The sequence below is a fragment of the Rheinheimera tilapiae genome (assembly GCF_042432165.1).
GTDB classification, from domain to species: Bacteria; Pseudomonadota; Gammaproteobacteria; order Enterobacterales; family Alteromonadaceae; genus Pararheinheimera; species Pararheinheimera tilapiae.
Window position 1 is genome coordinate 669,300 of the sequence record NZ_JBHLXP010000001.1, and the last position, 25,514, is coordinate 694,813.

The window sequence follows — 25,514 nt, forward strand, 5'->3', positions numbered from 1 at the left end:
GAAGATCACGCCCGCGCTTTGGTGCTGGTTGCAACGACAGGGCAAGTGGGCGAAACCTACAATATTGGTGGCCACAACGAGAAGCAGAACATTGAAGTAGTCACTACACTCTGCGCGTTGTTGGAAGAGCTGGCGCCACACAAACCAGCCGGTGTGGCAAAATTTGCTGACCTCATCACTTATGTCAAAGACCGGCCCGGCCATGATGTGCGTTATGCCATTGATGCCAGCAAAATTGCCAGTGAACTGGGATGGTTGCCGCAGGAGAGCTTTGAAACCGGCTTACGCAAAACCGTATTGTGGTATTTGCAGAATCAGCTTTGGTGGCAAGCAATTCTGGACAACACTTATCAACAAGTACAACAACAAAATCAGGCAGGGCAATGATGATGCGCCGCATTGTATTGTTAGCGCCAAATGGCCAGGTCGGTTTTGAGCTGCAACGTAGTTTGGCACCACTCGGGCAGTTATTTTGCCTGAGTCGCGCTGATGTAGATTTTAGCGATACGGCAGCAACCAGCGCTCGCGTGTTGGCATTGCAACCAGATCTGATCGTCAATGCTGCGGCCTGGACAGCGGTAGATAAAGCCGAAACCGAGCAGGACGCGGCCTATCTGCTGAACGCGGCGTTGCCGGCCGCGCTGGCTGCCATCGCCCGGCAACAAAACTGCTGGCTGGTGCATTATTCCACCGACTACGTTTACCCAGGCACAGGTGAACAACCGTGGCGCGAAGATGACGTCACAGCACCTTTATCTGTTTATGGTGCCAGTAAACTGGCCGGCGACCTGGCTATCAGCCAAAGCGGTGCGCGCCACCTGATTTTCCGCACCAGCTGGGTGTATGCAGCCCGTGGCAATAACTTCATGAAAACAATGCTGAAATTGGCCGCCCAGCGCGAAACTCTCAGTGTGGTTGCTGATCAATTTGGCGCCCCAACTCCAGCGCGCTTGATCGCTAATGTTACGGCGTTAGTGCTACAGCAGCTGTTGCTGCAAAACGATGAGCATAGCAGCGATAAAAGTGGTGTATATCATCTGGCGGCCGCTGGCTATACCAACTGGTATCAGTTTGCTGATGCCATTTTTGCTATGGCGCGCCAGGCGGGAATACCGCTGGCGTTGCAAGAACAGCAGTTCAGCGCGATCACCACAGCACAATATGCGACACCGGCCCAACGGCCGGCCAATTCCAGATTAGAATTGTCTAAACTAGAGCAGACATTTGGTCTGACCCTGCCAGACTGGCACAGCCAGTTAGCGCAGACATTTAATGAATATTACAGTGCAGTATCGGGCTCATAGTAACAACAGTTACAAGAGCAGTGATGAGAATAAGGATGGTTGTTAATGCGTAAAGGTATAGTTTTAGCCGGCGGTTCCGGCACCAGATTACACCCTATTACCTTGGGTGTATCAAAGCAACAGTTGCCGGTGTACGACAAACCGATGATCTATTACCCGATTTCAGTGCTGATGCTGGCCGGGATCCGCGAAATTTTAGTTATCTCTACACCGGAAGATTTACCGGGCTTTCGCAAATTACTGGGCAGCGGCGAGCAGTTTGGTGTGCGTTTCCAATACGCTGAGCAACCTTCGCCGGACGGGTTGGCCCAGGCCTTTATCATTGGTGAAGACTTTATTGGCAGAGATCCGGTATGTTTGGTACTTGGCGACAATATCTTCCACGGCCAAGGTTTTAGCCATCAGTTGAAAAACGCCTCGGCTAGACAAAGTGGGGCAACGGTTTTTGGTTATCTGGTCAATGACCCCGAGCGTTTTGGCGTGGTTGAATTCGACGCCAATGGCCATGCTCTTTCTATTGAAGAAAAGCCAGCACAGCCCAAATCTCCTTATGCAGTAACTGGCTTGTATTTTTATGATAATCAAGTGATAGACATCGCCAAATCGATTAAACCTTCGTCGCGCGGTGAGCTGGAAATTACCTGCGTCAATAACGTCTATTTACAGCAACAACAGTTAGAAGTGGAACGGCTGGGGCGCGGTTTTGCCTGGCTGGATACCGGTACCCATGACTCACTGCTGGAGGCCAGCTCTTATGTGCAAACCATTGAGCACCGTCAGGGGTTGAAAATTGCTTGTTTAGAAGAGATCGCTTGGCGTAATGGCTGGATTGATAATGAACAATTAAGACATCAGGCCAGTTTTTATCTGAAAACACAGTATGGCCAATATTTAATGAATCTTCTAAAACATTCTGCGTTTTAAGTAGAAAACTTATGCTGAACCACGTTAGCAGGACTACCAACTTAATTATATTTTTCATGTTGCAACGCGGCTATTAATGAAATTTCAACAAAAATTAGTAAAAGACACTGAGCTAACTGAGTTATATACACCGACTCAGATAGAAAAATTGTATGGTTACTATTTTATTGTTGACTGTTGGCATCACCGTGTTTTGTATTCTGAACATATGTATGATGCTGTTTGCGATTGGCAGGTGCTAGATGATATTACATTGTCTGGACCTCACAGTATTGCCAGTGATGGTGAGTTTTTTGTCGTGGACAATACTGACCGGCACCAACTAAATGTTTATAAATTGGTGAATGGTTCGTTTGAACTCATTCAGGTCGTTATTTCTGTGGGTAGCAGGCCGCATAAAGTTGTTTTTTGCCAACAGCGGAAAATATTTATGGTACTAAGCAGCTATACGCAAGAACTATATACCTTTGTCAATAACAACGGGTTACTAAAGTTGCACGGCAGGCATAAGCTAAATGAACTGTCAGGGGTCTATTGCCGCTCTTTTAGTATTGTTAATTATGATTTGTTGGTTTGTGGTGCTAATGGAGATATCTGTACTTACGATATAGACGCAGGTTTTAGTTTTAAAAATAAGATTACGATATCTGAAAAGCTGACTGGCAGACATGGTCTCAATGAAATTGCATTTATCGATAATGAGTATTACCTGTCAGCTACACCATCGGTATTACTAAAGGCTAAATGTCTCGACGGTTTCACAACTGGGGAATATGACGTAGTTGAATTTCCTGTTGCGATGAGTACACCTTATTATTTTTCGAGTTTTGATAATGCTACTTGGGTATGTTCGATTGCATTACCAACTGAATTCGTGCAGCAGGAAAACGAGCAGGCCAGTTATATTATTGGTATGCCTGAAAAAAATGAATCTGATTATTCAGCTGAGTCAAATAGGGTGATGTTTTTCTCGCCTAAAGCAAATGACAAATCAATCACAAGAAAAAATGTATACCCAGAAAGTAAATCTGGTTTTGACAGCTATGCTGGAGTGACTCTTAGTGTATTTCACCCTGCAAAAATGGTTGAATTTAATAATGAGTACGTTGCTGAACATTACTTCATTACAGCAGAAACAAACCTGGTAAAAGGGAATGCTGCTATGAAACTAAAAATGAATGACTTAGCTATATATTACTACCATAAAGTAAAAGAAGAGTCTGATTTACTCTATCGGCTTTTGAATGTGAATATAGATATCATTAAAAGAAGAGCCAATGCTTAATTTGCAAAAATTAGAAGGTTTATATAGATGGAATATGTGAAAACCGAAATCCCTGAAGTTATTATTATCACACCAAAAGTTTTTGGGGATGAGCGAGGTTTTTTTATGGAAACCTTCCGGCACGAAGAATTTGTAAAAAACTGCGGTAATTACAATTTCGTGCAAGATAATCACTCCAGCTCTGGGCACGGCATATTACGCGGATTGCATTACCAATTGACTCAGCCACAGGGCAAATTGGTGCGTGTTACGCGAGGCGAGGTATTTGATGTTGCGGTGGATATGCGCAAAGATTCCCCGACTTTTGGTAAGTGGGTAGGTGAATATCTCAGTGAGCAAAATAGAAAAATGCTTTGGGTTCCGCCAGGCTTTGCTCATGGATTTTATGTAACTAGTGAAATGGCTGAATTTCAGTATAAATGCACAGACTATTATGCGCCACACTCTGAATGTTCACTTTTATGGAACGACCCAATAGTCTCTATCAAATGGCCTATTTCTGATCGGCCGCCACTGCTTTCAGACAAAGATTCAAAAGGAAAGCTGTTTATAGAATGTCCCTATTACTAATATTTATTTAAGCGCCATATTGAATAACGCAGTGTTTACCTGAGAAAGTACTTGAATGATGAATAATAAAGAATGTACAAATTTACAAAAAGCTAATATTTGTTTTAGGGCAGGTGATTATTCTTCTGCATTAGAGTATTACTCAAAAGTTATAGAACAGCAGCCAGAGCTTATAAGTATGGTTGAGGTAAATGTTGCTCTGTGCAAGTCACGAATGGGTACTTCACATTCAGTTATATCAGAGATTTCACAGACTGATTTGCAAGTTAACGGTTCTACTGAAGACCTTCATAGTGCATACGTAGAATCATTTGATATTGAATTCTACTTGAAACGTTATCCCGACATAATGAATTCTGGAACTGACCCGTTTTCTCACTACTCTACATGGGGGTGGCGAGAAGGTCGTCTTCCGAATGCATGGTTCGACCCAGTTTATTACTTAGAAAAGTATGACGATGTAAAAGATTCAGGCTTTGAACCGTTGTTGCACTATGTAAAGTTAGGGGTGCATGAAAAGAGAAAGACAAAAGAGTTCTCAATTTCTGCAGTTTCTGAATCGGTAAAGGCGAATATTCAGAAAATTAAGTTTGATGACGTTTCTGAAGGTTTCGTTGAATACAAAGAGAATGTAAAAATTTCACCTGGAGTGAAGCTTTTAGCATTTTACCTACCTCAGTTTCATCCATTCCCTGAAAATGATACATGGTGGGGCAAAGGTTTTACTGAGTGGACAAATGTAACCAAAGCACAGCCAAATTTTTCAGGTCATTACCAACCCCACTATCCAATCCACAATGGGTATTACGATCTTCGAGTTCCTGAGGTTATGGCAGAACAAGCAGAACTAGCAAAAAACTATGGAATTCACGGATTCAATTTCTATTATTATTGGTTTGATGGCAAAGTTCTTATGCATCGACCATTTGAGATTTTATTAAAACATAAAGAAATCGACATAAACTTTTGTATAACATGGGCTAATGAAAATTGGACTAGGCGTTGGGATGGCGCAGAAAATGACGTTTTAATTGGTCAGAATCACTGTGAAGAAGATTCCATAAAATTTATCGAACACATGTTCCAATATTTTAATGACTCTCGTTACATTAAAATAAATAACAAACCTGTTCTCATTGTTTATCGGGCCAATATTATCCCTGACATGGCTGCAACAATTTCTTTATGGCGTCGTAAAGTCGAACAAGCAGGGTTTGAAGGTATATATGTGATTGGCGCGCAAACTTTCGGATTTAAAGATCCTAAAGAATATGGTTTTGATGCAGCAATGGAGTTTCCGCCGCATACAGTCAAGAGTAATAGAATAAATGACATGTTAGAAATTACGAATGACAATTTTGAAGGTAACATCTACTCATATGACGAAGTAGTTAAAAATTCTTGCACGCAGCCTCGTGTAGATTACAAAAAATTTAGGACAGCAATGTTGTCTTGGGATAACACTGCGAGAAAGCAGAATGCGAGTCACATTTTTGCGAATTTTACGATGTTAAAGTACAAGCAGTGGTTATCCAACATAACACATCAAGTTTTCAACGATGATCAATTTAATGATGATGAGAAAATAGTGTTTGTAAATGCTTGGAATGAATGGGCAGAAGGCACGCATTTAGAACCAGACAGGCGCAAAGGTTATTCATATTTACAAACGACTTTCGACGTGTTGAAAGAGTTTGATGCGAATAACTCAAAAGTTCTAGGCAAGAAAATAAAAAACCGAACAAACGCATACGCTGTTGTAATACACATTCATTACACAGATGTTTGGTTTGATATTCTTAAGTACCTTGAAAACATGAGCAGTATTGGTTTTGATCTTTATGTGACAATCACTAATACGAGCAATAATATTGTCGAGAATATACTCTGTAGCTTCCCTAACGCTCAGATTACACTTGTTGAGAACCGAGGTCGCGATATAAGGCCATTCATTGAGGTGTATAGTCAGATTAAATATTTTGGTTACTCAGCTGTCTGCAAGATTCATTCAAAAAAGAGTGTTTACCGTCAGGACGGTGACAAGATTAGAGATGAAATATTTGATGCATTGCTAGGAAACAAAGAACGAATTTCTGAGATAGTTCAGATGCTTAAAAATGACAAAAATAAAGTCGGGTTAATTACACTGGAAAAATACCTGATTGAGCATTCTGACAAAAACATGATGTATGACAGGGATATCGTATACTCTTTGGCAGAATTGCTTGAAATTGAATTCGAATTTAGCGTTTTTCCTGCTGGGTCTATGTATTGGTTTAGACCCGAAGCGTTGAATGGCATTGAGAAAATACAAGATCATCTATTTGAGCCTGAAGAAGGGCTTGCTGATGGTACTCTTGCACATGGAATCGAGCGTATATTGCATACTATTGTCTGTAGTAATGGATTTAATTCAAGTGTAGTACCTGGGGTCTAAAATGGTCGATGCATTTTTAATGGCATATGACAAAGAAATGCATGTTAGTTTGTATAATAAAGTTATTGGTGGTTTTGACTTTCCAAGTGGCGAGATACAATTAAGTCTAGACGAAGTAACATTCTCTGGTTGGTTTTTCTCTGACTCTGAGGATTGTATTTACATTCAAGTTACGACTGGTTCCGATATACTTGGGATATATGACTTAGATTTCATTAGACCCGATGTCAATGCAACGTTGAATTTGGATGCAGATTTCAGACTTGGATTTTTTTTCAAGATTGAACCTGAACTTACGAGCTTAGCCTCTGCTTTTGATGTGTCTATTGTCATAGGTGCTGATGTTTTCACAATATGGCATGCTAGTAAATTTACACTTACTAGTGTGCAAGAAACTCAGTTATGTCGTAGTTTTCTCGAGCAGTTGCACTCAGATAGATTTTCAAGCAGGGAATTTTACCAGAATAATTTAATAACTGAACAATTGTTCTTTGGTTTCTTTAAGAGTATATCGGCACAATTTTCTGTGAAGAATATTGAAGAGTGCCTCGAATACTACAATGCAGAAATGTCTATCGATTACTTTAATATAGTCGAAGACTATCAGTCGCATGATTTTTCTATTCGCCTAATAAATATGAGTTCTCAGGCTTGTTGCCGTATAGCGGATATATTTTCTGGTGATTATTTCAGTCCAATACGGAGTTATGTCGTTGGGGACATTAATTATGTATTATTTTCAAATGGCGAGTGTTGTTTTTACTTGGCTCAGCATAGTGGTGTGGTGTGCTTGATTTATCCTTCACGTTATTTGATTTTAAAGCTGTCTGTTGAGTCTTGGGTGAATGTTGTAGTGGACTCATTGTTTGATTTGTTTTGTAATGTTTCGAAATTTCATCCGGGTAATCTATCTTGCGATAATCAGAGCTTTCTTGGTTTGAACGTGTCGCATTCGAGGCCTTATCATTATTTTTACGACTATTTAAATGGTGTTTTTGAGCTTAGTCAAAGTTCTGAATTAACATTCGATGCAGTTTCTGTTTGTGGATTTGATTTTTATAATTTGGCGTTTTTTCCAAATATTTCTAATTTTACATCTTTGCCTGAATATGGTGTTAATAGTTTGGCACATGAGAAATGTGGTTATTTCCTAGCTCCGAGTCTACCAATTGTTAATCTTACGAAAAGCGAATATTCAATTGATAGTTTCAGAGATGAAGTTCGAGCCCGCTTTACAGATTTATCTAATTTTGTAACTAAATCAATAGAGTCAGATTTAGAAGCGTTAGAGAATTTTAGTCCGCTAACAAGCGGAAACCTAGTTATATGGATTGGCGTCTCATCTGAAAAGCGACAATGGGTGGAGCAAGTTTCTGGGGTTCGTTCGTTAATAAATGAACTTAAAAATTCGTTTAAGACTATTACTGTCATTATTGATGGTAGAACTTTTCCGTTGAACCCAAATGATCAAGATTTTTATATCTCGGCAAGCGAGAGGGTTATTTTTGATGCCATTAGTTCGGGGGTTGACGATGTGTTATTTATTAATTCGTCGGGTTTAACAGCTCGGCAGAAATTAATTTACGCTAGTTCTGTTGATATATTTTTTACTTCATACGCCACTGACTCTATGTACCCATCAGCATTTCTCCGGAAAAAGGGGGTTGTCTACGTATCACCCGTTATTTTGGAAAGTCAAAAACTGTTACATGTGCATTATTCTATTATTGAAGTACCATCTTCGTTGGTTCGACAGGTTTCAGTTGACAAGTCGTGGGACTTTTCAAATGTCAGCATGGATTGGCAGGATGTATACAAGTGCATTGCAAATATTCTTAATATAGGTGACTAATATGGTCGTGCTCGATTGCACTCTTCGTGACGGCGGTTATTATAACGACTGGAATTTCCCTTTAGAGGTTACTAACCAATATTTGAATGCCATGAATACTGCTGGCATTGATATTGTTGAACTAGGTTTGCGTTCGTTAATTAATACCGACTTTAAAGGTGCGAATGCTTACACGACAGATAGCTATCTTAGAACTCTGACTATTCCTGTTGGTTTGAAAGTAGCTGTAATGGTTAATGCTGCAGAGTTAGTTGGTGAAATTCCGCAAGACGAAGTCTTGAAAAAGTTATTTCCCCGAGACTCTCAAGAATCGTTAGTTGATGTTGTTCGAATCGCTTGTCACACGCATGAGTTCTCAAAAGCCCTACCTGCCTGTAATTGGCTAAAGAAACGTGGATTTATCGTTGGCTTTAATCTGATGCAAATTGCCGGACGTACTCAGGCTGAAATAGAATGCTTATCGCACGAAGCAAGTCATTATTCCATAGATGCTTTGTACTTTGCTGACAGTATGGGAAGCATGAACCCAGCACAAACAACACAAATAATCGGATGGTTGCGTAAGCATTGGCAGGGTGCTATTGGCGTGCATACTCATGATAATATGGGATTAGCTCTATCAAATACTCTGCAAGCTATAAATGATGGTGCAACTTGGCTGGATGCCACTGTAACTGGTATGGGGCGCGGCCCGGGTAATGCCCGTACAGAAGAGCTTGTCATAGAAATCGCTGAAAAGCGTTGTCAAAGTATCAACTTAGTACCGCTGATGAATATTATCCGCAGCTACTTTCAGCCACTTAAAAATCAGTGTGGGTGGGGGACAAACCCATATTATTATTTGTCTGGAAAATATGGTATTCACCCGACTTATATTCAGGAAATGCTGAGTGACTCACGATTCTCTGAGGAAGATATCCTTGCCGCCATTAGCCATTTAAAGTCGGAAGGTGGCGCTAAGTTTAGTTTTAATGCGCTGGACGCAGCCAGACATTTGTATCAGGAGGAACCTCGCGGCAATTGGGCGCCTGCGGCTTTGATGGCTGGAAGAGAGGTTTTGGTTCTTGGTGCCGGTTCAGGTGTATCTGCTCACAAGTCAGCGATCGAACGTTTTATCGGTTTGTATAAGCCGATTGTCATCGCTTTGAATACACAGTCTGCAGTTATGCAGGGGTTGATTGACTTTAGGGTCGCTTGTCACCCGGTCCGTCTTCTCGCTGATTGCGTTGCACACACTGCTTTACCTCAGCCTTTGATCACTCCGGTTTCTGCATTACCTGCAGATGTTCTGGCCGCGTTAGGTGATAAAGCTCTGCTTGATTTTGGGTTAATGGTTAAGACCGCGACTTTCCGGTTTTCTGAAACTAATGCTGTATTACCAAACTCGTTGGTCATCAGCTACGCCCTAGCGCTTGCCACAAGCGGGAAAGCAACTCGAATTTTACTAGCAGGGTTTGATGGCTATGGTGCTGACGATCCAAGAACCAAAGAAATGCAAACCGTTTTTGAGTTGTATAAAGACGCGTCTATGTTGGATGTAATTTCGATAACGCCAACCAGCTACAATGTTCCAACAATATCAGTGTATGCGATGCAGGAGGTTGAATGAGGGCCGTAGTGTTGATCCCCGCCAGATACGCTTCCAGTCGCTATCCAGGAAAGCCGCTCATTCCGTTATTGGGAAAGCCTATGGTGTTATGGGTTGCAGAACTGTCTGCTAAAGCCGTTGGTAAAGAAAATGTGTACATCGCAACGGATGATACTCGAATCGAGTCAGTTGTGAAGGATGCAGGTTTTCAGGCATTGATGACATCTACTTCGTGTCTTACCGGCACTGACAGGTTAGCGGAGGCTGCATTACAGCTAAACGCAGATATTTTTATCAATGTTCAGGGCGACGAGCCTATTGTCGACCCGGATGACATTCGTAAGGCAATTGCGATTAAAAAGCAGGACATGAGTAATATTGTGAATGGATATTGCTGGATCTCCGAGCACGAATGCCCTGAAAGCGTCAATATACCTAAGGTTATTACGACTGAAGACAATATATTGGTGTATATGTCACGTAAAACCTTACCGGGTTTCAAAGAATCAAAATACGCACCAACACGGTTTAAGAAACAGGTGTGTATTTATGCCTTTACTGCTGAAGAACTTTTGGCCTTTAAGGCTTTTGGTCGAAAAAGTGAGCTTGAGTATAGTGAGGATATTGAAATCCTACGTTTTTTTGAACTTGGAAGAAAAATTCAGATGTATGAAACTCAGTCTGGTAGTTTGGCAGTGGATGTACCGGCTGACGTGGCGCCAGTAGAAGCAGCATTAAAGCGGTTGCATGTTGGATGAATTTAAATTCGTATAAAACACTTGTATTCGATTGTGATGGCGTCGTACTCGATTCCAATAAAGTTAAAACTGCTGCGTTTTATCAGGCTGCATTGCCTTATGGTGCTGCTGCCGCGCAATCGTTGGTCGATTATCATCTCGCTCGGGGTGGTATCTCCCGGTATAAGAAGTTTGACTGGTTTTTAGCCAATATTGCTGGAAACAGGACAGGACCAAATCGACAAGAATTGCTTGAAGCATATGCTACGCAAGTGCGCCTCGGGCTGCTTAACTGTGATATAGCTGATGGATTGTGGCAGCTTCGTCAGTATACTTGCAATGCTAATTGGGTAATCGTGTCCGGCGGAGACCAGCAAGAATTGCGGGAAGTTTTTGCGCTTCGGGGTTTGGCTGAGCTTTTTAATGGCGGTATTTTTGGCAGTCCGGATAGTAAAGAAGAGATTTTGATGCGGGAGTTAACAAATAACAATATTCACGTACCTGCATTGTTTTTGGGGGATAGTCGTTACGACCACGTCGCGGCTGAGAATTCAAAACTTGATTTCTTTTTTTTACATGGCTGGTCAGAATTTGACGGTTGGTCAAACTACTGTGCCTCAAATAAAATCACATCTTTTGAATCAATTCAAAAACTATTGTTGTCAGCCAACCAGTGACTAATTGTTAGTTTGCTGTTTTTTGCGAGAATCAACCAGTAATGCCAGCTACCTCGAAAACTGAAAAGATAAAGCAGCCCCGTAAATCGGTTACGAGTCGGAGCGCAACAATACCGGGCAAAGCGCCTAGAGCTGCCGACTTTGGTGATACCTTATTACAAAAACTCAGATTACATTGGCAGTTAGGTGACTGGCGTGCCCTTGAAATGTTTTCGGAGCAAGACATTGAAAACGTTGATGGACGTGCTGAGTGTGCACTTTACATAGCCGCAGCTTGTTATCAACTTGGGGATTTTAATAAAGGTGAGATCTTCCAGACATTAGCTCTGCAGTGGGGCGGACACAAAGCGGATATAGCCAGAGTGATGGTTAGTGGTGTGTATAACACCCTTGCTATTGCGTCGGTAATTGCATACCCGGATAATTTAGCCGGTGCCAAAGCTCGTTTCAGCGAGGCTGCTGAGATCGCGTTGCCGGGCATCGCTGTTCCTGCGGTAGTAACTGCAAGGACCCGCCATCAAATTGAGCAACTTCAGTCTGATTTTCGAAACAAAATTAAAGGAATGGTTCCGTCCATTGAGTTTATCCAGCCTGTCTCCGTAGCTGAGATAGAGGACGTCGATTTAATGCTCAGATCACATTATGTGTTTGACGACACATTGCAGATTTGGCGTAAAGATCAGTCGCATGAATTTCTATATACCGATGGCGATGCAATTGAACAGCGAATACTTCATGCAGTAAAGGGTTGTAACGATGTCAGTGTGTTCTCACAGGAATTACTGAAGCATCAGACCGACTGGCCCAGTGAGTATCACTTGTCTGCTGACCGGGTCAATCTGCTGCGGCCTTTTACCGACAAATTACGCCAAAGTACAGTACTTGAATTAGGGTGTGGTTGTGGTGCTATTACTCGCTTTCTTGGTGAAACCGCGAAAATGGTAGTCGCAGTCGAGGGGAGTCAGCAACGTGCAACTATCGCAGCAGAACGTTGCCGTGATCTGGATAATGTAACTTTTGTATTGGACAAGCTGCAGGATGTTCCATTTGCGGGTCAGTTTGATGTTGTCACATTGATTGGTGTGTTGGAATACTCGAATATTTATGTTGAGGCGGATGAGCCTATCCAATATGTTTTGCAAAAAGCATTGTCCTATCTGAAGGATGATGGGGTGCTGATTGTTGCGATTGAAAACCAACTGGGGCTCAAGTACTTCGCCGGCGCTCCGGAGGATCATGGCGTTGGCGTGATGTCTGGTATCAATGATTTATATCAACATAATACAGCTGTGACTTTTGGGAAGAAGGAACTGGAAGACAGGTTGGTTCAAGCCGGCTTTTCTGCAGTTGAAACCTATCTACCTTTCCCTGATTACAAACTGCCTTGTTTGATTGTGCATCCGCAAGGTTATAAAACCAGGCAAAATTGGGATCTTGGCACGTTGTTGTCTTGTTCCGTATTTTATGACCGGCAAGGTGTTGCATCTCCTCTATTTTCTTTGGAGAGTGCCTGGCCATTGATCGCCAGAAATGGGCTGGCGGCGGATTTGGCAAATTCTCATCTATTTGTTGCACATAGACATGGCGCGTTGAACACAACTGACTCTAAAGTGCTGGCATCTTACTATTCGCCAAAACGAACTGAGTCTACCAGTCAGGAACTGATATTCTTTCAAGAGAACGAAGAAATCAGTATTGCTCGTCGCAGATTGTCGCAAACTGTTGGCAGTGCAGAGCAGACGATTGAAAATTATCAACATGGCACCTTACACAGTCAGATGTTGCACAAAGTGTTACAGCGCAATGGCTGGACGCTTGCCGAAGTTGAAGCCTGGTTACAACCTTGGCTGGATGCGTTGATACTTGCTGCGTCACCTGAAGCCGAGCTTCCCCTAGACTGGTCAGGTTATGACCGCTATGTGCCGTCAAATTACATTGATGCGATACCGAGAAATTTAATGGTGATAGACACAGGCTTTCATCAATTTATCGATCTGGAATGGACGTTACCGCACCCATTACCATTGCCGATGGTGCTGTATCGCGGGTTAGTGGTGACACTTAGTGCAGTTACTTCCGTTGCACAACCAGCTGATCCAACATTCGTGCGGCGCGATGCATTGTTAAATGCGTTGATGCGATATTGTGGTTACCAGTTGACCGAGCAGGACTACGCGCTTTTTGTTCCAGTCTTTGAAAACCTCTCCAGAGCCTCAAAAGGATATGAGCCAGATGATAATCTGAGCAAGGCTGCTATTGAATTAAAGCCTTTTAAGGTAAGACGTACCGGCAACGCGAATACTGATGAACGTCATATTGGTATGACAGCATACTGGTCCACTTCTGATGACGGATTCTCTGAAGACAGAAGTTATAAAAAAACATTTAGTTCGAGTAGCAAGGTTCAGCATGTTGTTCTGAACATTGCCCGAAAGAGTGAATCCTATCGCAGATTCCGGCTTGATATCGCTGACTGCCCTGGGTGCTTTGTCTTGTCTGCATTGGCGTTGCATGATTCTAATGCGAAGTTGTTATGGCAATGGGATTTTAACGTTAGCGGGTTAAAGCACGTAGGACAGTTGTCGTTCTACCGGACTGGTGGTGAAAACAGTCCGATTTGCTTATTAAGCGAGGGATATGACCCGCAGTTCGAGTTAGATTTGCCAGAGCAGGTACTCGCTGCCTTATCGCATGGCGGGACGCTGACCGTCAGCCTGCAGAGTTTTTTATAAGGCACTCTGCGTTTCTCATAGGATTTAGTGATTGTTGGATTTATGAAATCTATTGTTGCCAATCAGGCTTTGCTTAATCGTCTTACTGGGTCAGCACTTTTTGACCCGCACTGGTATCAAAGCCGCTTCCCTGATGTAGCACTGACCGGGATGTCACCTGCGATGCACTACTTGTTGATCGGTAGTGTGTTACAACGCGATCCAGGTCCTGGTTTCAATTGCCGTCAGTATCTTATTGCAAATCCTACAGTCCAAGGCAGTGCGTTTTTGCATTATCTTATTCATTGTCAAGCAGATGCGGCACCTTTGGGTACAGGTGCTTTGCTGACTGCGGAAATGATGTCTGATGCAATTCATGTTAGAAAGTTAGTGTGTGACGAATGGCAGTCTTTGAATGAAGATCCGCAGTTTCATTTTGATCTGTCAAAACGAAATCTGGTCGCCGGATATTATCTATTCGAACTTCACATCAATGCGCAAGCTGAGACTGCTGGTACGGCCAGCAAACTCTATATCGATTATGGTGATGGTTTTAACGAAACTGATTGCATTCATTTTTCGGTGCCTTTTAATACCGAGTCGTCGCGTTTTATTTATTTACGCGCTGGTGCAAAGCATATTCGGTTTGATCCGCTTGAAATCACAGTACATTTTGAACTTGCCAAATTTAGTCTGACTGAAGTGGACTCTTCAGCATTCAGCCTTTATTGCCAGCAGTACTTATCGAAACATCGTCAGGATTTGTCTTCAATTCAGTCGGTTGATTTAGTTTCGTTGTATCAGCGCTATGATGCATTTGTTAGTGATAGTAAAAGCAGGCTCAGTTATCAGCACTGGATCAATGACAAAGAGCAACCTGGTCTTCTAACCAGAATACAGGTTGAACAGCGGATTGATTCGTTCGATGCCCAGCCACTGTTTAGCGTCATCATGCCCACTTACAATACGGACGCACAGTACCTGAAAGCATGTATCGATTCAGTGCTGGCGCAATCGTACCCACATTGGGAGTTATGCATTGCGGACGATTGCTCGCCAAAGCCACATGTAATGGAGATACTGCAGGAATATGCAGCCAATGACCGCCGGATCAAAGTGTTTCAACGTGAAGAGAATGGTCATATTTCCCGCGCATCGAATTCTGCTATTGCGTTAGCCAGCGGCGATTTTATTGCACTACTTGATCATGATGATCTGTTGGCAAAAGATGCGCTGTTTTTTATGGCAGAAGCGATCAATCAATACCCCGATGGTCAGATTTTCTACAGTGACGAAGATAAAATTGATTTGCAGGGGCGGCGGTCCGAGCCGCACTTTAAAAGTGACTGGAATCCGGATTTGTTTTTCGCTCAGAACTATGTGTCGCACCTGGGGGTATACCGCAGCAGCCTGATCGAAAAAATTGGTGGTTTCAGAGCTGGTGTTGAAGGTTCACAGGACCAGGATTTGTTGCTGCGCTGTCTGCCACATGTACAGCATGATCAGATCCATCATATTCCACGGATTTTATATCACTGGCGGATGCTGGAAGGCTCCACTGCCTTGGCATCTGGAGAAAAAAGTTACACAACGCTGGCAGGCATCAAAGCGCTGACTGATTATTTTGCGGTGCAGGGGCCTGCCGGGATCCGGGTTGAAGCCGGTATTGTGCCAAATACCTATCGGCTGTACTGGCCGCTCCCTGTGCATGCGCCAAAAGTCAGTTTGTTGATTCCGACCCGCGATCGTTGTGAGCTGGTCGAAGTTGCGGTGCGCAGCATCCTGGAAAAAACCAGTTATCCCAATTACGAAATTGTCATTCTTGATAACGGCAGTGTTGAAGATGAGACCTTACAGTTTTTTGCCGAGATCACTCAGCAAGACCGCAGGGTTAAAGTGCTGTCGTACGATTATCCGTTTAATTACTCAGCGATTAATAACTTTGGTGTCAGTTCAACCGATGGTGAATTGGTCGGCTTAATCAATAATGATATCGAAGTGATAAGTCCAAACTGGCTAACGGAAATGGTCAGCCATGCCATTAGGCCTGACATTGGTTGTGTCGGTGCGAAGCTGTATTACAGCAATGACCTGATCCAGCATGCCGGTGTCATTTTGGGGATTGGTGGTGTTGCAAACCATTCGCACAAAATGTTCCCACGCAGAGCCTTTGGTTATTTTGCCCGGCTGGTCTGCCCGCAAAACTTGTCGGCCGTAACTGCTGCTGTATTGCTGGTGAAAAGAGAGATTTACCAGCAGGTTGGCGGATTAAATGAAACCGCGTTAAAAGTGGCTTTTAACGATGTCGATTTTTGTTTAAAGGTACGTGAGGCTGGCTATCGTAATCTGTGGACGCCGTATGCTGAGCTTTACCACCATGAATCGGTCAGCCGCGGCGCTGAAGATACACCGGAAAAGCAGGCCAGATTTAAAGCCGAAGTGGACTATATGATGACGGTCTGGCAGCGACAGCTTGCCGAAGATCCTTATTACAATCCGCATCTGACCAGAACCAAAGACGACTTTTCTATTGAACTATGAGATGTTGCGCCATTTTACAGATATGGCGCAACAACTCCCTGGAGATGTAAATGCAAATGAAGATCCTGCGCAGGATAACAGTAGTGGCGTTGTCCATCTGGCTCAGCGCTTGTGGCTCTGGTTCTACGTCAGCACCTGATGTTGTGGTGCCGCCAGAGCCGACAGATCCGCCATTTAGTAATGCTAAAGTCAGTTGCGGTGGCTTTAAGGTGAAGTTGTCGCAGACATTGCCCTGGGCGGTAAGTCCGCCGTCTGATTGGGTGGTGATGGGCTCATCATCAGCTTTTGGCGCCGGTGCATCTGTGCCGGAAAAAAGTTGGGTTGGGTTGTTAAAAAAATCCACAGTGGCCGCCACGGCAACCATTCATAATATTGCGCGTGGTGGCGACCTGACTTATCAGGCGCTTAGTTCGGCATGTGTGGTCAGCAGCGATCGGCCAAAAACTGCACCTGAACATAACTTCGAAAAGGCACTGGAATATAAACCGGATCTGGTCATTTTGTCGTATCCGAGTAACGACATTGCCGTGGGCTACAGTGTGACTGAAGCTGCCGCCAACCTGCTGCTGTTGCGTTGGCAATTTGCGCAAAAGAACATTCCGGTATTGATGTTGTCGGCTCAGCCCCGAAACATCGCCAAAGAACAACAGGCAAAACTACTGGAATTGGATTCTATACTCCGGCCGTTGGTTGGTGCCTGCTATGTTGATGTCTATCAGCAGCTTGTCGATGCAGAAGGGAATCTTGCCGCGAAGTATAATGCCGGGGATGGCGTGCATCTGACAGACGCTGGCCATCAGATTGTGTTTGATGCGGTGATGCAGCGTATTTCCAGCCGCCAGTGTGTTTCTGTTAATTAGGTGTTGTTTTGAGTTCATATCATATTTCGCTGACAAAGATGCCGCCTGCATCGTCAGGTCACATTCGGTGGTGTTTAGATTTTCCGGCAGTTGAACAGGCTGCAACCATGACTGAGCTCCGTGATAGTGGGGTGTATTTTCAGGGCTGGCTGTTACATGCACCGCAAGGGACACAGGTTTACCTCAAACAGGGTGAAGAACTCAGTTATTTTCCGTTAGCGAACAAAAGATCAGATGTGATCGAGCGTGTGTTGCATGAGCAGGCCGAAGGCCACCCGCAGTTACACTGTGGTTTTGCTTTTCACGCTGCGCTACGCAGTGCCGAATTTGAACTGGGAATTGTCAGCGTTGATTTCAGCTGTGTATTGGTGCAAGGCCGGGTTTGTGGTGAATTCAAAGTATTGTTTGGCACCGACAATTGGTTGTTTCTCGACAATGATACTAACCAGAGCGTGGAACAACACACCGGCAGATTGTTACTGAGTAAAGAAACTAAAGCGGGCTGGCAGAATTATCTGCAGCAGAGCCAGGATTTTTGTCAGCGCTTGCATATTCCGCATGCGTTATTAATAGCGCCATCAAAAGAAGCGGTGTTTCCGGAGCACTATCCGTACCCCAAAGCCGATGTCACTGCGGTTGAACAGGTACTGGCGATGGCGCCAGCCAATTTTCCTCTGGTGTATCCGGTGCAGCAGTTAAGGCAGACACAGCTTCGTAGTTTCCGGCTGAATGATACCCACTGGTCGGCTTTTGGCGGCAAAATTGCGTCAGTATTAGTAGCTGAGCAGCTGGGTTACGACAAATCTGCACTTGAGCTGTTATTTCAGCATGATCAGTATCAGGGGCGGCAGAGTATCGGTGATCTCGGCAATAAAATTTACCCGCCAATTTTTACTGAAGAGTTTTTTCTGACCACCTTTTTTCACCATAAATTTATTAAATATGACAATGCGTTACCTAACTTTGGGCGCGCTATGGTCATTGAAAACCAAACTGCTGCGGTAGACAAACATTGTCTGATGTTTGCGTCGTCGTCGGGTTATACCATGTTGGAGTATCTGGTCAGGATTTTCCGCCAGATCACTTTTATTCACACTTCAGGCAGTATCGATGAAGAGCTGTGTCAGCTTTTGCAGCCTGATATATTGGTCAGTCAAACCAACGCGCGTTACGTGCTACGGTCTCCGGTGTTTAAATACCGGCTGAAATCGGTGTTGCAACAAAAACTCAATGTCATGACACCTGATGACCGCAGCATTTTCGTCGCAACCGCAGCATCTAAAGCTTCGACCGCGGCGATACCTGCAGCCACAATTTTGCAAGATTATCTTGAGAGTGCGTCAACCAGCTAACGGATGCGTATCGTTGTTGGATGCGATGGAATATAGGGGCGTCGTATTTGGCGTCCCTGCTGTTGGTTTTTTACAATATCTTGCAACGTTAACGGATGATACCGACAACCGCAGCCGGTTCATCTGCCGCAATCGAATAGTCCTCGCGCTGTCGTGTCAGATGTGGGCTGTAGCAGGGGTCATCAGCGATTTGTGTCGGCCAGGTTTGTTGCATGTAATTGATTTCAGCGCGCTCACGTGCCTTTTTCTCTGGCGTGTCTTCGCGGCCGCGGCTTTTCGATTCGAAGTGATAGAGTGCCGCGTAAGGGGTCCACAGGTTGCGATAGCCGGCGGCCTGAATCTTCAGACATAAATCTACGTCGTTAAACGCCACCGTCAGTGCTTGTTCGTTCAGGCCGCCGACCTGCCAATATAGCTCGCGGCGTAGCAGCAGGCAGGCCGCGGTCACTGCGCTATAGTTCTGTACCAGTGCCAGGCGTTGCTGGTATCCACCAGCATCTGACAGTGCGTGTTTATGGCTGTGACCGGCCAATCCCCATAATCCCAGTACCACACCGCCGTGTTGCACTGTGTTGTCGTCAAATAACAACTTGGCACCAACACAACCAATATGTGGGCGCTGTGCATGCTGCAGCATTTCGTCCAACCAGTCGGGTGATATCACCGCAGTATCGTTATTTAATAAACAAACAAAAGGGGCTTGCGATTGCGCCACAGCGAAGTTGTTGATGGCCGAGTAGTTAAATGCGGCGTCAAAATGCAGCAAGCGCACCTGCGGATGTGCGGCAATGGTGCTGAACCAACGCAGTGTGTCCGGATCTGAGCTCTGATTATCCACTAGCAGCACTTCAAAATTGCGGAAGCTGGTCTGGGTCAGCAGGGACTCGACACAAGCGCGGGTCAGCGCCAGTTGATCGCGGGTCGGGATAATGATACTGACCTGCGGGCTTGCCGCGCTAAAAACTGGGGCGTTAGCCAAGGCGCCGGTTCGCGTATAACGCAGCCGGAATCCATCGGCCCCTTGTGATGTCGCAATGCAGCTTAACCCTTCCTGCTTTTGCACTAGTTGCTGCCGTAAATCTGCCAGTAACACGTGGTCGGCCTTTGCGCGGATGGCGCTGGCAAGCTGCAACAGTGGCCATGCCAGGTGCATGATTTGGTCCGACATTGACCCTTGTAGCTGTAGCAGCGCACGGGCCAGTTGCAAGGCGGGCTGTTGTTGCCAGAAATCGACAGGCAGCTGTTGCAGCAACGATCCGCGGTATAGGACTGCCGGGCTGATATAGTCGCGGCTCAAATAACTGTCGTAACAAAACGCCGGCTTAAACTGTGGTTGGCGCTCACAACCGTCAAAACCTGGTTCGTCGTGATCGCTATACAGGATCTGTAGTTGGGGTTTTGCGGCCAGTGCCTGCTGCAGCAACCGGACTGTATCCGGGCATAACAAGTCGCCGGCGCGCAGAGGCCAGTAGTATGCGGCAGGATCCAGCTGGTGTTGTTGCAAAACCCGTGGATCAGGCTCTGCTAACAGAGTGGATGCTGGTGTTGTCGCGGGGCCGTGCCAAAGCTGCCAGTTTGGATCGGTCTGGCTCAACAACGATTGCAGGCTAACCCGCCACTGTCCGGCTTGATCAGGTTGCATGACAAATATCAGTGAAACAGGCTGAATCCGCAGTGATGCAGTAGGTGGCTGCGCTTTTTTTTGCCATTGCTGGTATGGCTGTTCATAGGTCAACAGTGCCGGCAGGAACGGCTGGTGCGCTTCGAGCAGCTTACGCCGGACTTGTTGCATACCGGCGCGTTTATAGCGCGCCAGACAAAGATCAAATAATCGCTGCCGGTGCATGCCAGTTTGTTGGCGTACCCGCCAGAACAACAGCCAATATGCCCGCCAAGCTGGCAACTGCTGTAGTGACAATTGGCGGAGATCTGCCCCCTGGATGCTCAGATCACGGACACCGGTACAATACCAAATCAGCAGGTAACGGTCTGTAGAATCCGGCTGTAAGGCAATATCGCAGTGCAAACCAGGTAAATGAAGACTGACTGGGTTGTCGGCACTGACGGTCAGGCGAAACCAGCCACTGATGGGGGCAACGCGCTGTAAGCGGGTTCTGTCAGAGGTGACTGTCAGCTGCCAGCCAAGTCTGGCGATATCAGCTTGCCAAGACATTATTGCGCTCCCAAATCACGCAGCTGTTGCCACCATTGTTGTTCTGCTTTCCAGTGATGGCGAAGGCTGGGCTGATGCGCCGGTAAGGCAAAATGGTAGCGGTTGCTATCGGCAGGGTTCAGTCCAAACAGCTGTAGCTGTGTCGGTTTTACACCCTGAGACAACAATAACTGCGTGACTAATGGCGCTGCACTCGGAGGCGCGGCAAACTGTCGGACCATCTTGCGCCAGCAATCCAGCGGCACCTGTAACAAGGGGGAATTGACCTGCTGCAAATAGCTAAATTGTTGCTGATGCCATAGCATGGCCGGACCTGACAGGATCGTCAGGCTGGTCTGTTGTTGCGGACCGCGAAAGCCGGGGGCAACCACCCAAATGTCGGTTTTCTGCCCGGCATCTGCTGCGCTGGTGTGGTCGCTGAAACAATGATTAAAACGGATCACCAGATCTGCCTGGTCAATCTGAGCGCCGGCACCGCTGCCGGCCAGACTGCCACTATTTCCAACAATTGCAATACGATTAGCTTGTCGGCAACGTTGCATCCAGTGTTGCAACAGCTGGTCCTGCTGTTGTAATTGTGCTGTCAGCCAGTCTGATTGCTCCGGCAGTTGCTGCTGATATTCCTGCAGCAACTGGGCAAACTGGCGTTGTTCTGCCGGTAACACACCGTGCTTCCAACGCAGCCACCAGGGGCCTTGCAGCAGAGAGGCGATTGCCTTGGCGCGGTGCGCTGTCAGCGGATAACCCAGCGTTCGTCTGAATCTCAGGTATTGCAGCCAGTCTTTTGCATGACCGCTTTGCTGCCAGACCTGCCGAAAGCGGCGCAGTGTCGTCGGTTGATACATACCTTGCTGTCGCGCGGTAATGGCTTGTTGCCGGCATACACTTAATGTCGCATCGTCCTTCGACGCCAAGGCTCGCGACCAACAGTGCTGAACAACGGTCATCGAAACAATGCCGCCTTAATCAACTGGCTGGTCTGATGTTCAATTCTGCTATGCGCTAGCAGTCTTTCACGCAGTCCTTGCGTTTGGGAAATGTAAAATTCGGGCTCTGCCAGTTTGGTCAGTTGCTGGTACCAGCTGTTCAAATCGTTGGCCAATAAAGCGCCACAGCCTTGTAATCTGTGCATGTCCGGGATTGGACTGGCCAGTGTCGGCGCATGCCAATAGGCGGCTTCAATCGCCTTGATGGCAGACTTATGCTGGTTAAAAAAAGTTGCTTCCAGCGGTGCCAGATTGACCCAGCTTTGTGCCACAAACTTGTGGTATTTACTGAATTTCTGCTTTTCATGCTGCACCAGCTGTTGTGGCCGGCAGCGTAGCTCGTAATCCAACACGCCGGTGATATGCAGTTTAATCGACGGGTGTTCATCCAGAAACTGTTCCAGTGGTTGGCGGATCATGGCGAAATCACGGTCGTGACTACGGGTACCGGGGAAATAGGTCAGATTCCAGTGCTCAACCGGCAAGGTTTTGGTGATGGCACTGTACCAGCTGTAATGCACGGTATTTGGCATTACTATCACTTTGGCATGCGGAGCTTGTCGGCTTACGGCATTGGCAAGCGGAATGGTTGATACTGAGACCAAATCAAATTTTTTCAGCGCTGTGGCATGAGATCTGAACATCTGTTCAGTTTTTTTGAGCGTGACTAACGAATTCAGTACACCAGGACTTAAATAGGCGACAGTAGGGTCAAACACCAAATCGTCAAAATCGGCGATAGTGACAGTGCCGTTGCGGTGCAAACGGTGCAGCAGATAACTCAGGCCAAAACGGCGTTTCGGCCGGTGGAAAAATACCAGATCGTAATGCTCAGAGCTTGTCAGATTACTATAGTGCAGCAGATCGGCGTGATGACCTTCAGCGCGAAGCGCCAAAGCGAGATTTTCACAGCGATAAATAAAGGATGGATCGGCAACAAACTTATCCTTGCTGTTGCTGAACGCGACAAATGCGAAGCGGAGTTTCTTCAAAATTCATTCCATTTCATTTGAAAACGGATTATTGTAAACAATATTGACACTGCTGACCATGCGACATACCTGATTTTCAATACAATTAGGCGCTTGTTACAGGAAATTGGATGTTTTGTAACCAAATCCCGCAGATATTTTTGTCTTCTGCTGCTTTGCTGACCACTTCGGCCGGTATTGCGAAGCTTAGTTCAGTTTCTAGTTTATTAGCAGGTACTGTTCAATATGTACCTTTCTGGAAAACAGCCCTGACACCCGCAGCAAACAGCCTGGTGCTGGCCTGGGGACGCAAAGCCACTGCCCGTCGTGCTGAAGCCTACGCCAATCGCCACCAGTTGCCCTTGTTACGTCTGGAAGATGGTTTTTTGCGTTCAGTCGGTCTTGGTCATCAGGACGAACCTTTGTCAGTCGTGCTGGATGATATTGGCATATATTACGACGCCAGCCGACCGTCCAGGTTGGAACAACTTATCGGTATGCCGTTAACGCCAGCTGAATCCGCGCGCGCGGCTGCATTGCTGGCGCGCTGGCAAAGCGCGCGGGTCTCCAAATACAACCATAACCGTGACTATAGCGGGGTACTCCCGGCGTCCTTTGTGCTGGTCGCTGATCAGACCTTGGGCGATGCTTCCATTGCTTTTGGTCAGGCGTCTGCTGCCAGTTTCCAGCTGATGATAGAGCAAGCGCAGGTTTTATTCCCTCAGCATACGATTTTACTGAAAGTGCATCCAGACGTGATGGCCGGCAAGAAATCCGGCCATTTTGATTTGGCTGAATTACAACAGCAAGGAGTGGTGCTGTTAGCCGAAGATGTACATCCGGCGAGCCTGTTGCCGCATGCCAGTGCCGTGTTTTGTGTGACTTCGCAGCTCGGTTTTGAGGCGCTGTTGTGGCAAAAACCGGTGTTTACTTTTGGTATGCCGTTTTATGCCGGCTGGGGACTGACCACCGATGCGTTGGCGCCACCGGCGCGCCGCCAACCGGTGGATTTGTTACAACTGGTGTATGCCGCTTTAGTGCGTTACCCGCGTTATCTTGACCCTGAAAGCGGCCAATGCTGCGAAGTGGAGCGTTTGATTGATTGGCTGGCCTTGCAACGCCAGCAGCAACAGCGTTTACCGGCCGAGCTTTATGCCGTTGGTTTTTCCTGGTGGAAAAAATACCTGTTGCGCCAGTTTATTCGCGGTAGCCGGCTGCATTTTGTTAAGGAGCCGGCCCAGGTGCCTGCTGCCGCCCGCTGGCTGAGCTGGGGGAGCCGCTATCCGGCTGCTGCCGGCCAAATCCGTGTCGAGGATGGTTTTATCCGCTCCGTTGGACTTGGTGTGGCGCTGCAGCGGCCCTTGTCCTGGGTGTTTGATCCGGCCGGGATCTATTACGACAGCTCGGTACCGTCATTGCTGGAGCAGATCCTCATTCAAACGGATTTCACTGCAGAGCAGTTACAGCAAGCGTTGGCTTTGCAACAATTGTTGTTGCAAAGCCAGATCACCAAATACAACCTTGGGAGTCGTAGCTGGCAGCGGCCTGTGGAGAAAAAAGTGTTGCTGGTGCCGGGGCAGGTCGAAACAGACGCGTCGATCCGACTCGGTTCGCCACAGATCCACAGCAATGTGCAGTTACTGGCGCAAGTCCGGCAGCAAAATCCGCTAGCATGGCTGGTGTATAAACCACATCCGGATGTGCAAGCTGGCTTGCGTAAAGTCGGGCAGACGGAGAACCTGGCGCAGCAATATTGCGATGAAATAGTGCTCGCCGAAGATATGGCGCATTTGTTAACGCAGGTGGACGAAGTACATACCATGACGTCGCTTACCGGTTTTGAAGCGTTGTTACGTGGTGTTCCAGTGTATTGTTATGGTCAGCCGTTTTATGCGGGCTGGGGATTAACCAATGATTGGTTGCCGCTCAGCCGCCGGCAGCGTCAACTCAGTCTGGCGCAGTTAATTGCGGGTGCATTGTTAATTTATCCAATGTATTTTCATCCAAAATCAAATGGTTACACTACAGCTTCAAATATAGTGGCGTGTCTTGCCGAGCAGCGTAAGCAGGAAGTAGCCAAACCGATTTGGTGGCGTCGCTTGCTGGAATGGTACTTACGATTGTCCCCATTTTAATTGTAAAGGTTGGGGGTGAGCGCTGCTCTGTGATAAATTAACGTCAGTTTAATGATTTCAAGGGATTTGCTGCATGTTAAGCCGTATATGGATTCTGGGTTTGGGTTTGTTGTCCGGGGCTTGTAGCCAGTTGACTTCACAGACGTCACAGCAACCGGCTGAATCGCTGCAATATATCAGCCAGGCGTCTTCCGCTGATTTAGCCGCTGCGTTGGAAGGGCAACGCTTAACACTGGCAGATTCACCCTGGGGCCCATCAGTTGAAGTGCTGGTACTAAAACGCTATTTTGCTGCAACTGGCCGCGTTTGCCTTGAGGCAGAGATCGGGCAACAACTCGCATTAATTTGCGACTATCAGCAAGCCGGTTGGGCATCACAACGGCTGCTTAGTCAGCAAGACCAATAATTCTC

Annotated in this window: 18 protein-coding genes and 1 pseudogene; 16 read left to right on the forward strand and 3 right to left on the reverse strand. The window is 46.0% G+C overall.

Annotated elements, in window-relative coordinates; all coding sequences use genetic code 11:
* The 14 genes and pseudogenes from ACFFJP_RS02860 to ACFFJP_RS02925 form a co-directional block, all read left to right on the forward strand.
* Window positions 1–387 (forward strand): GDP-mannose 4,6-dehydratase (locus ACFFJP_RS02860; RefSeq protein WP_377240296.1); only part of this gene is annotated, 387 nt, incomplete at its 5' end.
* The gene (rfbD, locus tag ACFFJP_RS02865) at window positions 384–1,304 is read left to right on the forward strand and encodes a dTDP-4-dehydrorhamnose reductase (protein WP_377240299.1); all 921 of its coding nucleotides are present in this window, start codon (window positions 384–386) and stop codon (window positions 1,302–1,304) included. The genes ACFFJP_RS02860 and rfbD, both read left to right, overlap by 4 nt.
* A 45-nt stretch (window positions 1,305–1,349) precedes the next feature.
* The gene (gene rfbA / locus ACFFJP_RS02870) at window positions 1,350–2,228 is read left to right on the forward strand and encodes a glucose-1-phosphate thymidylyltransferase RfbA (protein WP_377240301.1); all 879 of its coding nucleotides are present in this window, start codon (window positions 1,350–1,352) and stop codon (window positions 2,226–2,228) included.
* Between the two features lie 76 nt (window positions 2,229–2,304).
* Window positions 2,305–3,513: a YncE family protein gene (locus ACFFJP_RS02875; RefSeq protein ID WP_377240304.1), complete on the forward strand. Its 1,209-nt coding sequence runs from the start codon at window positions 2,305–2,307 to the stop codon at window positions 3,511–3,513.
* 27 nt (window positions 3,514–3,540) lie between these two features.
* A complete protein-coding gene (rfbC, locus tag ACFFJP_RS02880; protein ID WP_377240306.1) occupies window positions 3,541–4,083 on the forward strand; it encodes a dTDP-4-dehydrorhamnose 3,5-epimerase in 543 nt (180 codons plus the stop codon).
* A gap of 55 nt (window positions 4,084–4,138) precedes the next feature.
* Entirely contained in the window at window positions 4,139–6,520 is a 2,382-nt protein-coding gene (locus ACFFJP_RS02885) for a glycoside hydrolase family 99-like domain-containing protein (RefSeq protein ID WP_377240308.1), read from the forward strand.
* A 1-nt stretch (window position 6,521) separates the two neighbouring features.
* Complete coding sequence (locus ACFFJP_RS02890; RefSeq protein WP_377240310.1) at window positions 6,522–8,372, forward strand: hypothetical protein; 1,851 nt, start codon at window positions 6,522–6,524, stop codon at window positions 8,370–8,372.
* A 1-nt stretch (window position 8,373) separates the two neighbouring features.
* A complete protein-coding gene (locus ACFFJP_RS02895; RefSeq protein ID WP_377240312.1) occupies window positions 8,374–9,981 on the forward strand; it encodes an aldolase catalytic domain-containing protein in 1,608 nt (535 codons plus the stop codon).
* Window positions 9,978–10,718: a 3-deoxy-manno-octulosonate cytidylyltransferase gene (locus ACFFJP_RS02900; RefSeq protein ID WP_377240314.1), complete on the forward strand. Its 741-nt coding sequence runs from the start codon at window positions 9,978–9,980 to the stop codon at window positions 10,716–10,718. Before ACFFJP_RS02895 ends, ACFFJP_RS02900 begins: the two co-directional genes overlap by 4 nt.
* Window positions 10,715–11,374: an HAD family hydrolase gene (locus ACFFJP_RS02905; protein ID WP_377240317.1), complete on the forward strand. Its 660-nt coding sequence runs from the start codon at window positions 10,715–10,717 to the stop codon at window positions 11,372–11,374. The genes ACFFJP_RS02900 and ACFFJP_RS02905 overlap by 4 nt, the downstream gene beginning before the upstream one ends.
* 626 nt (window positions 11,375–12,000) lie before the next feature.
* A pseudogene (locus ACFFJP_RS02910) lies at window positions 12,001–12,561 on the forward strand (class I SAM-dependent methyltransferase); the annotation flags it as partial.
* 1,587 nt (window positions 12,562–14,148) lie between these two features.
* Window positions 14,149–16,626, forward strand: coding sequence for a glycosyltransferase family 2 protein (locus tag ACFFJP_RS02915; protein ID WP_377240320.1), 2,478 nt, complete (start codon window positions 14,149–14,151; stop codon window positions 16,624–16,626).
* A gap of 50 nt (window positions 16,627–16,676) precedes the next feature.
* Complete coding sequence (locus ACFFJP_RS02920) at window positions 16,677–17,486, forward strand: SGNH/GDSL hydrolase family protein (RefSeq protein ID WP_377240323.1); 810 nt, start codon at window positions 16,677–16,679, stop codon at window positions 17,484–17,486.
* A 107-nt stretch (window positions 17,487–17,593) separates the two neighbouring features.
* The gene (locus ACFFJP_RS02925) at window positions 17,594–18,838 is read left to right on the forward strand and encodes an alginate O-acetyltransferase AlgX-related protein (RefSeq protein ID WP_377240326.1); all 1,245 of its coding nucleotides are present in this window, start codon (window positions 17,594–17,596) and stop codon (window positions 18,836–18,838) included.
* Window positions 18,839–18,926: 88 nt separating this feature from the next.
* Here ACFFJP_RS02925 and ACFFJP_RS02930 read toward each other — a convergent pair whose 3' ends face one another.
* Genes ACFFJP_RS02930 through ACFFJP_RS02940 form a run of 3 tightly spaced genes read right to left on the reverse strand, consistent with a single transcriptional unit; the run spans window position 18,927 to window position 22,989 of the window.
* Window positions 18,927–21,011: a glycosyltransferase family 2 protein gene (locus tag ACFFJP_RS02930; protein WP_377240328.1), complete on the reverse strand. Its 2,085-nt coding sequence runs from the start codon at window positions 21,009–21,011 to the stop codon at window positions 18,927–18,929.
* Window positions 21,011–21,958 (reverse strand): glycosyltransferase family 29 protein, encoded by a 948-nt coding sequence (locus ACFFJP_RS02935; protein ID WP_377240330.1) that lies wholly within the window; start codon window positions 21,956–21,958, stop codon window positions 21,011–21,013. Before ACFFJP_RS02935 ends, ACFFJP_RS02930 begins: the two co-directional genes overlap by 1 nt.
* On the reverse strand, window positions 21,955–22,989 hold the full coding sequence (locus tag ACFFJP_RS02940; protein WP_377240332.1) for a glycosyltransferase family protein: 1,035 nt from the start codon (window positions 22,987–22,989) through the stop codon (window positions 21,955–21,957). Before ACFFJP_RS02940 ends, ACFFJP_RS02935 begins: the two co-directional genes overlap by 4 nt.
* Window positions 22,990–23,099: 110 nt before the next feature.
* Between ACFFJP_RS02940 and ACFFJP_RS02945 the strand changes: the two genes are divergently transcribed.
* The gene (locus ACFFJP_RS02945; protein WP_377240334.1) at window positions 23,100–25,103 is read left to right on the forward strand and encodes a capsule polysaccharide biogenesis protein; all 2,004 of its coding nucleotides are present in this window, start codon (window positions 23,100–23,102) and stop codon (window positions 25,101–25,103) included.
* Window positions 25,104–25,176: 73 nt separating this feature from the next.
* Window positions 25,177–25,509, forward strand: a complete 333-nt coding sequence (locus tag ACFFJP_RS02950) for an RT0821/Lpp0805 family surface protein (protein WP_377240336.1) — start codon at window positions 25,177–25,179, stop codon at window positions 25,507–25,509.
* Window positions 25,510–25,514: the final 5 nt, after the last annotated feature.